Raw genomic sequence first — 15,387 nt, 5'->3', positions numbered from 1 at the left:
CCTTAAAACGTTATTATTATCAATTTTTTGCGTATTTGCAATAAACAAATATTCATCGGCATATCTGTTCTTAAAGAAAACACATTAATTGATTATAAAAGATCACTTATATTGGATAGCTTCAGCATTCTTTTAATCCTTGCATCAAGTCCTTCACTGGAAAGGGTCTGCCTCAGACTGTCCACTTTAATCGGAAAGCTGAGCGGAGTAAAGGAACGGGAGTATTTTAGAATAATTTCTGACTTTTCAATCCTTTTAAAAGCTTCTACAAGGCGCTGCTCCTGAAGTTGCATATTAAAGACTTCCGTGTAAGCCTGCTTTATTAAAAAATGATTGGGATCGTGGTCTTCCAGTACTTTAAAAATCAGTCCGGCAGAGCTTTGTAATGATTTGTTAGAACGCTGTTGGCCGGCATAATTTTGGATAACCATTCCTGAAATCACCGCAATATCCCGGAATTTTCTCCTTGCCATTTCTGCAGAATTAATACTCGCAATGACATCATTCATCAGATTATCACGGGTTAAAATCTGTTGCAGATTCTCATCATTTAATGGGATTTCTTTATCACTGAACAACTCAAATCCATAATCATTCATTGCCATAGAAAAGGAAATGGGAGCCAACTTTGAGATGCGGTACGCAATCAGTGCGGCCATTACCTCATGTACCAGGCGGCCTTCAAAAGGATACATAAACAAATGGTATCCTTCCCGGTTTTTAATCATTTCTACCAGAAATTCATTTTCTTTAGGGATGTGGGAATTCTTTTCCTGATTCGCTAATAATGGATGCAGAAATTTAAGCTCTTTTTCTGAAGCCTTAGGGCTTAAAGCATGGGAGAGTTTTTCTCTTAAAAAATGCCCCAGATTGGTACTTAAAGGAAGCCTTCCGCCAAGATAGCTCGGAACCAAAGCCCTTCCTTTAGCAGATCTTACATAGACGGTCATATCTTTGATCATGGCGACTTCCAGAGTACGTCCGGCCAGAATAAATTTTTCTTCTTTTTTAAGTTTTGAAATAAAATATTCTTCAATCATTCCGATATAGCCTCCGGAAATAAATTTCACCTTCAGCATCGCATCACTTACAATCACTCCCATATTCATTCTGTGAAGCATAGCGATCTTTCTTGAGGTTACTTTATAAAGGCCATCCTCCATAATAACGATTTTATGGAACTCTTCATAGCTTTTCAATACGCTGCCGCCAATGGTAAGAAATTCAAGAATACTTTTCCATTCTTCATCAAGGATTTCCTGAAAGGCATATACTTTTTTGATTCTTTCATACAGCTCATCCGGATAAAAACCGTCTCCCACGGCCAATGTCATCAGAAACTGAACCAGTACATCAAAACATAATACCTGTGGTTCCCTGGGTTCAACTACTTTCTGTTTTACCGCTTCTTTTAAGGCTGCAACTTCAATCAGTTCCAGAGAATGGGTAGGAACGCAATAGATTTTTGAGGTTTCAAAAGGGGAGTGGCCACTGCGTCCCGCTCTTTGCAGAAATCGGGCTACTCCTTTGGCAGATCCTACCTGAATAACGGTATCAACAGGTTTAAAATCAATTCCAAGATCGAGGGATGATGTAGAAACTACAGCTTTTAATTTTCCTGAACTCAGATTTTCCTCAATCCAGATTCTCAGATGAGCATCGATAGAACTGTGATGGATAGCGATCTGCCCTGCAAAATCCGGATGGACATCCAGTAAAAGCTGATACCACATTTCACTCTGGCTTCTTGTATTGGTAAATACAATGGTGGATTTTGAGCCCAGAATAATCGGAACAACTTTATCTGCAAGTTTATTTCCAAGATGCCCTGCCCAGGGCAATATTTCAATTTCATCCGGGAAAACCGAAAGAATATCTATTTTTTTGTGTTCTTTGGCAGTAATTTTTATCTTTTTAATATCATAAGGAATAAGAACTTCCATAGCTTCATCCAGATTCCCTATAGTAGCAGTGATCCCCCAGATTTTAATCTTCGGAACATATTTTCTAAGCTGGGAAATGGCAAGTTCTACCATGACACCGCGCTTTGAGCCCAGTAATTCATGCCATTCATCTACAGCCACACATTTCATATCCCTGAAAAAGGTTTCATGGTTTTTCTGGGCCAGCAGTAAATGAAGACTTTCAGGAGTTACAACAAGAATTTCAGGCATTTTCTTTACCTGCTGTTGTCTTACTTTCGGATCAGTATCTCCGTTTCTTACGCCTACAGACCAATCCAGTCCGATTTCATCAATAGCTTCCTGCATCGCCTTTGCAATGTCTTTGGACAGGGACCTGAGCGGCGTGATCCAGATCATTTTCAATCCCTTTTTGTATTGTTCAGGATGATTCAGGAAATCTGAAACCAATGCTAAAAAGACTGAAAAAGTCTTTCCAAAACCGGTAGGCGCGACTACCATTCCGCTATATCCGTTTTCAAACTTCTTCCAGGTTTCCAGCTGGAATTTAAAGGGTGCTATATCTTTATCGGCCATCCATTGCTGAATGATCTTAAATCCGTCGGTATGTTCGAAAGCTGCCAATTTATATTTTGATTTAAATTTTTACCGCTAAAGACGCTAAGATTTTATAGTATATGATCTATTTTTTGTTCGCAAGGGCGTTTCACTTAGCAAAGATAATCTCTTCTTATCGCTGAACGAAGTACCTTTGCGAAGGAAAATATTAGAAATAATTTTAAAAACCTTTGCGTTCATTGCGTTAATGTATTACTGTATTAATTTTTTAATCTCTTCCAAATTATCAATTTCATCTACTGTTTTATCTTTACGCCATCTTACAATTCTTGGAAAACGGAGGGCTACACCGCTTTTATGCCGGTTACTGAAACCTATCCCTTCAAACGCAATTTCGAAGACCAGCTCTGCTTTTACTGTTCTTACAGGACCGAATTTCTCGACAGCATTTTTGGTCACAAAACGGCTCACTTCCATGATTTCTTTATCTGTCAACCCCGAATAGGCTTTGGCAATGGTAACCAAAGTATCTCCGTTTTTCACAGCAAAAGTATAATCGGTATAGTAAGCACTTCTTCTTCCACTGCCTTTCTGAGCATAAATAAGCACTGCATCAATCGTAAACGGATTGATTTTCCACTTCCACCAGTCACCTTTTTTCCTGCCGGAATGGTAGGGGGAGTTTTTCTGCTTCAACATCAATCCTTCACTGTTTACATCCCTTGAATTTTCTCTGAGATCATTAAGTTCTTGCCATTTTTCAAAGTTCAGGCTTCTGGAAATGCTTATAATTTGGGGATTTTCATTTAACAGTAATTCTTCAAGCAAAGCTCTTCTTGCAGAGATCGGCTTCTCCCTCAGATCATTATCTTCAAGTTCCAGCAGGTCATAGGCGAAAACCTCTATAGGGATTTCTGCCAGCATTTTCTTAGTTAAAGTTTTTCTGTTCAATCTTTTTTGTAACTCGTTGAAATTTAAAACCCTACCATCCTTTACTGCAAGTATTTCTCCATCCAGTACAAAGTTGCCTTTCATGCCCTGTACAACTTCTCTGATCTCAGGAAACTGGTCTGTCACAAGTTCTTCGCCTCTTGACCAGATGAAGACTTCATCATTTCTTCTGATAATCTGCCCGCGTATTCCGTCCCATTTGTATTCCACAAGCCATTCATCAGGATTTCCCAATTCTTCCGGTTCTTTTTCCAAAGGATAGGCAAGACAAAAAGGATAAGGTTTTGAGTTATCAGGATTAACGTTTTCTGCATCTATCAATTCTTTGAATGAAACTTCATCGGGCAGCCATTTTCCCATTAAACTGTGCATCAATGCGCTCGGCTCCTGACCTGAAAATCTGGTCAATGCATTGATTAATGTTTTATCTGATACACCAATCCGAAAACTTCCGCCAATTAATTTATTGAAAATCAAACGTTCAGTATAATCCAAACCGTTCCATGAGTGAAGTACGAATTCTTTTTTTTCCGCATCTGTTTTGCCTTTCAGACTGACAATGTCATTCATCCATTCTGATAAAATACGCTCTATTTTTTCCTGTGGAGGGGGAAGGATTAATGATAAGGTTTCACCAAGATCTCCTACAGAAGAATAAGACTCCTGAAACAGCCAGTAAGGAAGTTTTGTGATTTCCAATGCCCACTCTTTCATGTAATTGGTATTTACATTTCTCTTGGGTCTTTTTCCGGTAAACAAAGCAATAAACCACACTTTATCTTCATCCGGAGCGCGTTCCAGATAATCAATGATGGCATCAATTTTAGCATTGGTCTTATTGGTGGTTTCCAGCGCGTTGATAAGGTCTGCAAAGTGTCTCATGATCCCGGGGTTTCAAGGGTTTCTTTTTCAGATTCTTCTTCATCTTCTCCAAACAGTGTTTCTACAACATCAGCCCGGACGCCGATTTCATTCAGATATTTTGAAAAGACTTCCGTCTGCCCGTGAGTAACATGTACAAGTTCAGCTTCGGTTGCTTTTACAGTCTGCAATAATCCTTTCCAGTCTGCATGATCACTCATGGCAAATCCTGCATCTGCACTCCGCCATCTTCTGGCACCGCGAACCTGCATCCATCCGGAGCATATTGCTGTGGCCGGATCAGGAATTTTTTTGATGATGTTGCTGTCGAGTAAAGCAGGCGGTACTATGACGATTTCATGCTGCATTTCTTTCGGACGTTCCCTGAAATCTGCAATCGTGTATTCAGGAAGATCAATTCCTACAGTTTCAAAGGCTTCATTCAGTTTTCCGATAGAATAGTGAACATATATTTTTCCCAGTTCTTCCACTGCTGTCATGATACGCTGGGCTTTCCCCAGAGAATAGCCTATAAAAACGGAGGTTTTATTATTCTCTTTATTTTTCAGTACCCAATTCTGCAGTTTTGCATTTAAATCAGGAACTTCCAGCCAGTTGTAAACGGGGAGACCAAAAGTACTTTCTGTCACAAATTCATTACATTTTACCAGCTCAAATGGAGTGCTCAGTCCATCATCCTGAACTTTATAATCTCCCGAAATTACGGTCACATATCCTTTATACTCAATTCTTATCTGGGCAGAACCGATAATATGTCCGGCAGGATGCAGGGAAAGTTTCACTCCATTGATGGTAATAACTTCTCCATATTGAACGCTCTGACATTCGATATCCGTTCCGATTCTCTGATGCAGAATAGGTTTTGTAAAATGATGACAAAGATATTTTTTCATTCCCCAACGGGCATGATCGGCATGGCCATGAGTGATAACCGCCATATCAACAGGTCGCCAGGGGTCTATATAGAATTTTCCCTGAGGGCAATAAATTCCTTTTTTTGTAAATGTGATTAATTTCAATGGTGTGACTGGTTTTATAGAATAAGCTTCAAAAACTTAACCAATTTACAACAAACGGTTTATTTTTTTTAAATTGTCAATTGAAATATAATGGACAATGTTCTTTTGTATGAGAGATTTTGGCTAAAGCCAATGATGATATTTCTTTTTATTAAATGGGCTAAAGCCCATTCCTATTGATATTAAAAAAGCTGTTTCAATTTAAAACAGCCTGTATAGTTTATTTTCCGTTAAGAACTTCGTTTATATAATCAATCCACTGATAATCAGAGGTGTTTTTATCTATAAAATAATCAAAACGAATATACTTCCTGAACTTTCCAGCAATATAAAAATGAACTTTCAGACAATATAGCCCTTACTTAAATCTATGAAATTTGTACCATCATAAAAAAAGAATTCAATGAGTAAAACAATTTTAATTACAGGTGCAGCAAGTGGATTCGGAAAGATTGCTGCTTTTGATTTTGCTAAGAAAGGGCATAAGGTGATTGCCACTGTACAGATCTATCCTCAGATGAGTGATTTAATCCGTGAAGCTAAAGAACATGGAATTGATCTTACAGTGGATAAACTTGATGTAACCAGTCAAAGAGATATCGATTATATCCTGAAGAAATATGAAATAGATATCCTAATCAGTAATGCCGGAATTATGGAAGGCGGTCCCATTGCGGAACAGCCGGTAGACATTATCCGCTCTATGTTTGAGGTGAATGTGTTTAGTGCATTGAATCTTGCTCAGGGCTTTATCAAAAAGTTTGTTGAAAAGAAAAGGGGAAAGATTGTTTTCACTTCTTCAATGGGAGGTTTATGGACAGTTCCTTACGTAGCAGCTTATTGTTCTTCCAAACATGCACTGGAATCCATTGCAGAAGGGTTGAGAAACGAGCTGGCTCCATTTAATATCAAGATTGCAACCTGTAATCCGGGCGTATTCGGAACAGGCTTTAATGACAGGGGAGTAGACTCTATTTTCCACTGGTATGATCCGAAGGTCAACTTTACACCAGAATCTGCTTTTGACGGTGCTGCTGAATCTTTAGCACACCAGCTTGATCCGCAGTCTATGGCTGAAGTGATTGTAAATGTAGCATTGGATGACAACAGTAATTTCAGGAATGTGCATCCAAAGGAAACTGAAGATTTTGTAAAACAGCTTCAGGCAGATGCATGGAACGCAAAAAGCTAGGGGTATGGAACTGAATTATAAAACTGCTGAAAAAGCCCTAAATGCAGCAAGGGAAAGGGCATTATCTATGAATATTCCTGTGAGTATCGCTGTGGTGGATTCCGGAGGACATCTTGTTGCATTGGCAAGATTGGACAGTGTCTACGGCGTGATTGATTTTGCCATCAAGAAAGCAAAAACAGCAGTCATGTTTGGAGTAAACAGCGATATCATGGGAGGAATCATCTCAGAAACAGGTATCCATAGCTATGGAATGCTGAATTCAAATGAAGGACTTCTGACCATTGCTGGCGGTGTTGTTTTAAAAGATAACGGCGGAAAGATCATAGGTGCCATAGGCTCCTCAGGAGGAACTCCGGAGCAGGATAAGGAAATTGCAGAAGCGGGAGCGCAGGCTATGGCTTAAATTTCAGATATTTGCATCATGGAAAATACTTCTGAGATTATATTTGACAAACTGGTTTATTCATGTGCTTTTGAATCTTACAGAGGCCATGAGGAGTTTATTCCTGACCATTTTCTGGGATTTCAGATCTCAGGGGAAACTCATGCCTTCCATGAGCAAGGAAAGACGGTAATTAAAGAAAATACAGTGGTTCTGGTCAGAAAGAATCAACTGATCAGGACGGTCAAACATCCATCTGCCAAAGAAAAATATCAGTTTGTTTCTATTACGCTTGATGATGAAACACTGAAACAGTATGCTGCTGAAAATAAAATAGTTGCACGTGCTTATTTTCCAGGTGACCAGCGGTTGTTCTTTGAACCTGATGATTTTTTTAAGAGTTATTTTGCCTCTCTTATTCCCTATATCGACAAGACACAGGAGGTACCTTCAAAACTTGCAGCTCTAAAAGTGAAGGAAGCTATAGAATTACTTTTGCTGAGTAACCCGGATTTTAAAAATCTTCTTTTTGATTTTTCTGAACCTCATAAGATTGACCTTGAAGAGTTCATGAACAAGAACTTCATGTTTAATGTATCGGTAGATGCTTTTGCAAAGCTTACAGGCCGCAGTCTTTCCGGGTTTAAGAGAGATTTCAATAAAATATTTCAGATGACGCCCAAACAATGGCTGAAAGAAAAAAGATTAAAGGAAGCCTATTATTTAATAAAAAACCGAGATAAAAAACCTTCAGATATTTATCTTGATCTGGGTTTTGAGAATTTATCCCATTTTTATTCTTCTTTCAAAAAAAAATTTGGGATGACGACTACAGAAGTATAGAGTAAATCATTAAAAACACAATTTATAGTATAAGCATTGCTTGTTTGCTGGAAATGCAAAGACACAGGATAGAGTTCCTGTGTCTTTGTATCTTCCTTCTATATTATTATATTAAGGAATTATATTTTCTGCCTTATTCCGATGTTCACTGATGATGCTAACCTTCCAGGTTCTGTTTTTCAAAATCATAAAGATTGATTCCCGTTTCTTCATTTTTAATTTTTACGATTCTGGTATTCAGGGGATAGAAAATGAATTCTGCAGCTCCCTGAATTTTTGCTTCTAAAAGGTGTCCTGCCAAAGCGGTGTAATCTTCTCTTCCCAGTGTAATGTGCAGATGAAGAGTCAATTTTCCTTCTATTTCAGAAACATTCCCGGAAATATTGGAGACTTCCATCTGTTCTTTAAAAGTTTTATCCACATATTTTTTGGTTATGGGATTAAAGAATCGGAGAGTAGCTTCACTCACAGCGCCTATTCCGGTCACTTCTCCTGCATGGATTCCCTGATTCTGAATAAAATCTGTTAAGGATTCTACCATATTGGAATGGTTATCAATACTTACGATATAAATATGATCTGCTTTTCTTGCAGACCAATGTTTTCCTTTATAATTGATGATCTCCATTTTATTCTATTGTTTTTAAATAATTGATGATTCCTATGACATCATCCTCACCAAAACCTTTATCGTGTGCATTTTGATATGTTTTTATCAGAGTTTCAGACAGAGGAAAATCAGCACCTGCATTCTTCGCGAGGAGAATATCTTTCAGCATCAGATCAAGAGCAAATGCAGGAGCATACTGATCTGCAATTAACAGAGGGGTTTTTACCTTTGTTGCACCGCTTCCGCTGGCACTTTCATTGATTATTTCCAGCATATCTGACCGTTCAATTCCTAATTTTCCGGCCAGCAGAACAGTCTCTGCCAAGCCCTGATAAATGGCAGACAGAAAATAATTGATGGATAGTTTTCCTGCGATTCCTTTTCCATTTTCTCCCAAATGTTTTACAGATTTCCCCATTTTCAAAAGATAAGGCATAGCACGCTGTATATCTTTTTCTTCACCTCCTGCCATAATAATAAGTGTTCCTTCCTGAGCCGGCAGAGTACTTCCTGCTACAGGAGCATCAATAAAAGAAGCTTCTTTTATTTTCAGAGCTGCTGCAGTTTCTGTAGATGTTTCCGGAGAGATCGTACTCATATCCACAAAGAGCTTTCCCTGAATATTTAAAGGAATAATTTCTTCATATACCGCTTTTACAGCCTTATCGTTAGTAAGCATTGTGAATATAATATCACTGTTTTGTACAAGATCTTTAATTTGAGTACAGACTGTTGATTTTTCTTCAAAGTCTCTGGCTTTTTCAGGGGATCTGTTATATACTGAAAGTGGAAATCCCGCTTTTTCAATATTCTTTGCCATAGGGTGTCCCATATTTCCTAATCCGATGAATCCGATTTTTTCCATTGCCATATTCTTATATTTTAATTATTAAATTACGTAGTATTGATCCTCCGAATAAAAGGATTTACCTGAAAGTAGATAAGTGAAATTACAAATACGTTTATTTTGCATCAAAATATCTACCAAATCCCGGTCTTGTAACGTTAAGTTTTAATAATATTTTCAGTCATAAACTTTTTAAACCGGAGAAACTTTCAGAAATTTGCAGCAAATAAGAATTAATGAAGATCATAGATATAGACAGCTGGAACAGAAAAGAACATTTTGAATTTTTCTCTGGTATGGCAAGCCCTTATTTCGGATTTACAACGGAGGTTGACTGCACAAAAGCATATGATACAGCCAAAGAGAAAGGGTATTCATTTTTTGCCTACTATTTTCACAAATCTATGGTGGCAATCAATACAATTGATGAGTTAAAACTCAGAATCGTTGACGGACAGGTTGTTCAGTTTGAGACCGTTCATGCCGGCAGTACGATAGGAAGGCCTGATGGGACATTCGGTTTTTCTTTTACTCATTTCTCAGAAGATTTTGAAGTTTTTAACGCAGCTTTACAGGAGGAGATAAAAGGAGTACATGAAACTTCAGGACTGAGATTAAGCAATGAAAGACTCGGAAAAGATCATGTAAGGCACACTACCATTCCGTGGAATTCCTTCAGCGCCATATTACAGCCTACAGACTTTAATACACAGGAATCTGTTCCTAAAGTTGCTTTTGGAAGGTTCAACATCCGTGATGGCAGAAAATACCTCCCGGTATCTGTAGAAGCACACCATGGATTGGCAGACGGAATTCACATTGCCAGGTATCTGGAAGAATTTCAAAGACAGCTTGACCATTAAAAATCGCACAGCTGGAAGTGAAAATAAGCTGATGTTAACATTTCCCTTTGAGTCCTTTGCTTTTACTGCATGAACTCCATTACGGGAAACCGTAAAGAATATTTCCGGATCTTCAATACATTTGGGCTAATATATTGCTATATTAGAAAATTGATTTACAATCAAAAAAACTAATGACCATCACTCAAATGTATTAAGATGAACAATTTTGAAAATCCGGACCTTCAGGTTCCCGCTTCGAAAGCAATAGAAAAGGAGAGCTGCTCTTTAAAAAGAATTTTATCGGAAATTCCCTCCAATGACATTAAAGATGTCACGGGAATGAATACCCATAGCTTATGGGCAAAGAACGGTGTGAAACGTTATCATGATAAGCACTGATATTTTTATGCCAAACGACCCGCTTCCATTACCAACAGATTATTCTATTATTGATGTTTCCGGAGATCCGGATATTCCGATCAATTTTGGAAATGAGCATTCATTTTCTGATACTTCTGCTGAAAATTTCAACCCATCTTATAATTCTGATCTACGGAAAATAGGAAAAAAATACAGAGGAAAGCTCAGCCTTAATGAAGAACAGGCAGCAATGCTGGATAAAATGTCTTTTACAGAAAATGTTTTTAATGAGATTGACTTTTGTAAAATACAGATCATCAAACAGTTCTTAAGAGCTGTTGAATATCTCTATCAAAACTGTATTCCTGTCAATAAATCGTACCCGACAGTCATTGACGAGCTGTCAGAGATCATTGTCTGCATTCGGTATAACTACAGAAAAGACAGCCTGAATTACGGCTATACCTATCAGTCTGTACAAACAGAGATATTGAATCATATTTTGAAATTATGCGAAAATACGGTTCGTGATGTTTATGGTATTAAAAGAAAAATTAATACCGATTTTATCTATAATGAACCCGATATTTTTCATCAATACCATAAAAAAATTGTATCAAAACTTGAAATTTTCCTGACAGAAAACCAATATCAGATTCTTGATGCAGATTATAAAACCAATATTATTCTTAATGAGAATAATACCAACCGCTGGAAGACAAAATTTGATCTGATCAAGGCAGATTATTCCAATCCTTTGGCATTTGAGCGGGAAATTTTCAGGCTTTCTGAGGTTAATATCAAGAATCCGTCAGCAGATGCTATATTTTTTGAAGCTTCAAAATTCGTAGCGGAACATGATAAATCCTGTGCATTAAGGCTTTATATTCATTATCTGGAAAAAGATCTGAATTCTCCTAAATTTGATAAAAGAGAGTTTCCCAAAAGCATTCAGAAAAATCTGTTTCCCACGGAAGACCTACTTGTGGATTTTGAAAATATTCTGAATGAATTTATTGTTGGCAGAAATATCAAAACTGCTGTTGAAAAGGTCTGCCAGCTCTATTTGCCTAAAAGAAAAAAGATCACAATTGATCCTGAAGCTATCAGGGATATTCAGGTTCAGCATTCTGAGACGGCTCATATTTTGGGGCAGATTCTGAATAATGAAGAGGAAGAAGAAACAGTTTTAAAAACGATGGAAACCGTTAATGAAAGAGAATCCACAGTCACTGTCATTCATCAGGTTTCAGAATTTCAGCACACAAAATACAGTGATGAACTTCATCTGACAGACGTCCAAAAGAATATTCTGGACTTGTTCGAGAAGCACAGTTTCAATATACTTCAGCAGGATCTTCAGGATTTTATCAAAGCAAAAGGCCTTTTTATGGGTTCTACGATAGATTCTATTAATGAATGCTGCTTTGAAATCCTTGATGATATCCTGATTGAGGAAGAAGACGAATATTTTATTATTAACACTAATTATTACAAAAAACTTTTAAACAATGATTGACAATATTAAACCTAAAGAAGCTGCTTCTGTGATCAACTCTCTGGTAAGCGGAGTAGTCCCGAAAATAGGAGTACAACATATTACCGTAGGAAGATCAGAAGAAATAAACGCTTTTATCGGTTCTCTGGAAGATGTGAAAAATGGGCTGAGCCTTGTGAAATTCTGGATCGGAGATTTCGGAAGCGGAAAATCATTCATGCTTCATCTTCTGAATACAGTAGCCTTAAAACAGAAGTTTGTAGTAGCCAATGCAGATTTTACACCAGATAACAGGCTGTACTCCAATGACGGAAAAAGTGTAATCCTATATTCTGCGATTATGGATAATATTGCTATACAGACCAAACCGGAAGGAGGCGCCCTGCAGACTTTACTGGAGAAATGGATAGAACAGGTAATTGCTAAAACAGCGGAAGAAAATCATCTGTCACTGATGGAAATCCGTAATGACAGGTATCTGGGACTGATTCAGAATGCTATCATGAAAACGGTAAACGAAATTACAGAAACAGGCGGCTTCGATTTTGGTTCTGCTATCGTTAAATATTATGAAGGATACATTCAAGGTGATGAATTGTTGCGTCGGAATGCTTTGAAATGGTTAAAAGGAGAATACAGTACCAAGACTGAAGCCAGGCAGGATCTTGGAATCAGGGAGATCATCAATGACTCCAACTATTATGATATGCTTAAAAACTTCTGTAAGCTTTTTGTAAGCATAGGTTACAGCGGCTTTATGATTAATCTGGATGAAGCCATCAACCTGTATAAAATCTCTACATCAGCGGCCCGTGAAAAAAATTATGAGAAAATTCTATCTATTTACAATGACTGCTTTCAGGGAAAAGTAGCTCATCTTTTCATCAATTTTGCCGGAACAAAAGAATTCCTGGAGAATGAAAGGAGAGGTCTTTTCAGTTATCAGGCACTTAAATCCAGACTTGAAACCAATAAATTCGAAAATTCTGAACTGCGTGATTTTGCACAGCCTGTTATTAAGCTCATGCCTTTGAATCATAATGAGATTTTTGTACTGCTCAAAAAGCTTAAACTGATCTTTGATTTAAATTATAAAACAGAGCTGAATATTACAGATGAAGAAATTTCTGTTTTTATGGAAGAAATGTTCAACAAACCGGGGGCATCAGAGTTCCTGACCCCACGGGAGGTAATCCGGGACTTTTTGAATATTCTTAATATCATCAGACAAAATCCTGAAGCTGATAAAAGAAGGCTTTTCGGAGAAATCGAAATTACAGATGAAAGACCGAATGATTTGATCCTTTTAGACAGTATTGAAGAACTATGACCGCATTCAACCTGCTTTCAGAGCCTATCAGAAAATATATCCGGGATAAAAAATGGGAGAGTCTGAGACCGATCCAGGAAGCTTCTATTCAAAGAATCATATCAACTGATCATAATTACATTCTAATATCCAGAACAGCTTCAGGTAAAACAGAAGCTGCTTTTCTGCCTATCTTATCCAAAATAAATTTTAAAGAACCCGGTGTAAAGGTTCTCTATATCTCACCTTTGATTGCTTTAATCAACGATCAGTTTCTCCGGGTAGAAAGTCTTTGTGAGTATCTTGATGTTCCTGTTACCAAATGGCACGGTGAAGCGTCTAAAGGAGCCAAAGAGCGTCTTTTAAAAAATCCGGAAGGAATCGTTCTTATCACTCCGGAATCTCTGGAAGCCATGTTCGTGAATAAGCCTTATAATATACATCATCTTTTTTCTTCTCTGGAATATATTGTTATTGATGAGATTCATGCATTCCTGGGCTCTGACAGAGGAACCCATCTCCGGTCTTTACTGAGCCGCCTTCAAAAAGTGAATATTAAAAAATTCAGTATTGTAGGCCTTTCTGCTACCGTCAGTGATGCCAGGCAATACATAGAATTGAAAGAGTTTCTGGGAGATACTGACCACACGAAAGTGATAAGAGATACCACACCCAAGCCAATCAGTGCTGTATTCAAATATTTTCCGGGATCAGCAGAAGAATTGCCACTGGCTTTATTAAAAGATCTTTACACCAGAACCAGGGAAAGTAAAGTTCTTATATTTCCGAATGCCCGTGGAAGGGTAGAAGAGGTTGCTGTAAAGCTAAAACAGATATCAGAGAAAGTAGGGGGGCACAATAACTATTTTTCACACCATTCTTCCGTAGACAAGGAAGTCCGTGAGTATGTAGAGTTTTTTGCGAAGAATTCTACCCTGCAAAACTTCTGTATTTCCTGTACTTCAACACTGGAGCTGGGAATAGATATCGGAAATGTGGATGAAGTCGTTCAGATTGATGCTACCCACAGTATTGCTTCTCTAATCCAAAGGGTAGGAAGAAGCGGAAGAAGAGAGGGAAAAGCCAGTAATCTATACCTGTATGCAACAGAAGAATGGAGTTTACTGCAGTCTCTAGCCTGCTGGATGCTATACCAGGAACAGTATATAGAACCTGTTTCTGTGAATAAAAAACCTTATGATGTTCTGGTCCATCAGCTTTTATCTATTGTGAAAGGATCTTCAGGGATTTCTTTATCCATGCTTCTGCAAGACATTGCAGAAAATTCCGCATTTTCAAATATCAGCAGGGAAGAGACTGAAGATATTATCCATTATCTTACAGATATTGAGTTTTTTGAGAAGCTGGGTAACGAACTGATCATAGGGATTGAAGGAGAAGAAGTTGTGAATCATAAAGATTTCTACAGCCTTTTTGACACTCCTGTATTTTTTAAAGTTTCCAGCAACGGAGTAAAAATAGGGGAACTTCCTTTATCACCGCAGATCAGGGAAAATGAGAACATCTATCTTTCAGCTAAGATATGGAGCATCAAGGATATTGATTACCGAACAAAAAAAATAGAAGTGCTGCCGGCTAGCGATGGCAAAAAGCCAAAGTTTTTTGGTGATGCTGCTGATACGGCACACCGGATCAGAGAAAAAATGCTTGAAATTCTTATTTCCGGAGAACAGTACGATTTTCTGGATGAGACAGCACAGCATACCATTGCTCTTCTTCGAAATGAATTTTCGGTATTTAGCTTTCATGATTTCAAGATAGAAAGGCCTCTTCTCAACCATAACGGAAGACTTACTTTTTATTCTTTTACCGGTTCAAAGATCAACCGAACGCTAAAATTGATGTTAGACAGCATGAACGTAGAGGTTACATTTGATGATAAAGACAGCTCGTTCACAACAGACGATCTTGCTGTGGAAGAGCTGGTAACCATTCTTTCCGACCCCACACTTAGCAGGAATACAGATGAAATATTAACAGGTTTAATAGAAAATCTGCCGGGAATTATTGATTTTTCCAAATGGGGAAAATATCTTCCCGTCATATATCAGGTTAAATTATTAAGAGATAAATATTTTGATTTTGAAGGATGCCATACGTACCTCCGGAACCTGAAAATAATAACAAACCCATGACAAAGCGTTA

The 15,387-nt window shown here is 37.8% G+C and carries 13 protein-coding genes; 8 read left to right on the top strand and 5 right to left on the bottom strand.

Going from position 1 to position 15,387, the window contains the following annotated elements; all coding sequences use genetic code 11:
* Positions 1-92: 92 nt before the first annotated feature.
* From CRS_RS20160 to CRS_RS20150, 3 genes are all read right to left on the bottom strand, one after another.
* Positions 93-2,546, bottom strand: coding sequence for a ligase-associated DNA damage response DEXH box helicase (locus tag CRS_RS20160; RefSeq protein ID WP_142725752.1), 2,454 nt, complete (start codon positions 2,544-2,546; stop codon positions 93-95).
* 186 nt (positions 2,547-2,732) lie between these two features.
* Positions 2,733-4,313, bottom strand: coding sequence for an ATP-dependent DNA ligase (locus CRS_RS20155; RefSeq protein WP_142725751.1), 1,581 nt, complete (start codon positions 4,311-4,313; stop codon positions 2,733-2,735).
* A complete protein-coding gene (locus CRS_RS20150) occupies positions 4,310-5,332 on the bottom strand; it encodes a ligase-associated DNA damage response exonuclease (RefSeq protein WP_142725750.1) in 1,023 nt (340 codons plus the stop codon). Before CRS_RS20150 ends, CRS_RS20155 begins: the two co-directional genes overlap by 4 nt.
* 403 nt (positions 5,333-5,735) lie before the next feature.
* Between CRS_RS20150 and CRS_RS20145 the strand changes: the two genes are divergently transcribed.
* Genes CRS_RS20145 through CRS_RS20135 form a run of 3 tightly spaced genes read left to right on the top strand, consistent with a single transcriptional unit; the run spans position 5,736 to position 7,752 of the window.
* Positions 5,736-6,524 (top strand): SDR family oxidoreductase, encoded by a 789-nt coding sequence (locus CRS_RS20145; RefSeq protein ID WP_142725749.1) that lies wholly within the window; start codon positions 5,736-5,738, stop codon positions 6,522-6,524.
* A gap of 4 nt (positions 6,525-6,528) precedes the next feature.
* Positions 6,529-6,930 (top strand): heme-binding protein, encoded by a 402-nt coding sequence (locus tag CRS_RS20140; protein ID WP_142725748.1) that lies wholly within the window; start codon positions 6,529-6,531, stop codon positions 6,928-6,930.
* Positions 6,931-6,948: 18 nt separating this feature from the next.
* The gene (locus CRS_RS20135; RefSeq protein WP_142725747.1) at positions 6,949-7,752 is read left to right on the top strand and encodes an AraC family transcriptional regulator; all 804 of its coding nucleotides are present in this window, start codon (positions 6,949-6,951) and stop codon (positions 7,750-7,752) included.
* Between the two features lie 157 nt (positions 7,753-7,909).
* Here CRS_RS20135 and CRS_RS20130 read toward each other — a convergent pair whose 3' ends face one another.
* Both CRS_RS20130 and CRS_RS20125 read right to left on the bottom strand, forming a co-directional pair.
* Positions 7,910-8,380: a PPC domain-containing DNA-binding protein gene (locus tag CRS_RS20130; protein WP_172617119.1), complete on the bottom strand. Its 471-nt coding sequence runs from the start codon at positions 8,378-8,380 to the stop codon at positions 7,910-7,912.
* 1 nt (position 8,381) lies between these two features.
* On the bottom strand, positions 8,382-9,233 hold the full coding sequence (locus tag CRS_RS20125) for an NAD(P)-dependent oxidoreductase (protein ID WP_142725746.1): 852 nt from the start codon (positions 9,231-9,233) through the stop codon (positions 8,382-8,384).
* Positions 9,234-9,445: 212 nt separating this feature from the next.
* Between CRS_RS20125 and CRS_RS20120 the strand changes: the two genes are divergently transcribed.
* The 5 genes from CRS_RS20120 to CRS_RS20100 all read left to right on the top strand — a co-directional run bounded on the left by CRS_RS20120 (position 9,446) and on the right by CRS_RS20100 (position 15,377).
* Positions 9,446-10,072 carry a CatA-like O-acetyltransferase gene (locus CRS_RS20120; RefSeq protein WP_142725745.1) on the top strand — a complete coding sequence of 209 codons (627 nt, stop codon included), beginning with the start codon at positions 9,446-9,448 and terminating at the stop codon, positions 10,070-10,072.
* 198 nt (positions 10,073-10,270) lie between these two features.
* Positions 10,271-10,453, top strand: a complete 183-nt coding sequence (locus CRS_RS20115; RefSeq protein WP_142725744.1) for a hypothetical protein — start codon at positions 10,271-10,273, stop codon at positions 10,451-10,453.
* Positions 10,454-10,460: 7 nt separating this feature from the next.
* Entirely contained in the window at positions 10,461-11,933 is a 1,473-nt protein-coding gene (locus tag CRS_RS20110) for a tellurite resistance TerB C-terminal domain-containing protein (RefSeq protein ID WP_172617118.1), read from the top strand.
* Positions 11,926-13,242 carry an ATP-binding protein gene (locus CRS_RS20105; RefSeq protein WP_142725742.1) on the top strand — a complete coding sequence of 439 codons (1,317 nt, stop codon included), beginning with the start codon at positions 11,926-11,928 and terminating at the stop codon, positions 13,240-13,242. The genes CRS_RS20110 and CRS_RS20105 overlap by 8 nt, the downstream gene beginning before the upstream one ends.
* Complete coding sequence (locus CRS_RS20100) at positions 13,239-15,377, top strand: DEAD/DEAH box helicase (protein ID WP_142725741.1); 2,139 nt, start codon at positions 13,239-13,241, stop codon at positions 15,375-15,377. Before CRS_RS20105 ends, CRS_RS20100 begins: the two co-directional genes overlap by 4 nt.
* The last annotated feature ends 10 nt before the right edge of the window (positions 15,378-15,387 follow it).

It is taken from the genome of Chryseobacterium sp. ON_d1, from assembly GCF_006829085.1.
Lineage (GTDB): Bacteria > Bacteroidota > Bacteroidia > Flavobacteriales > Weeksellaceae > Chryseobacterium.
This window is presented reverse-complemented; position numbering and strand designations above follow the sequence as displayed.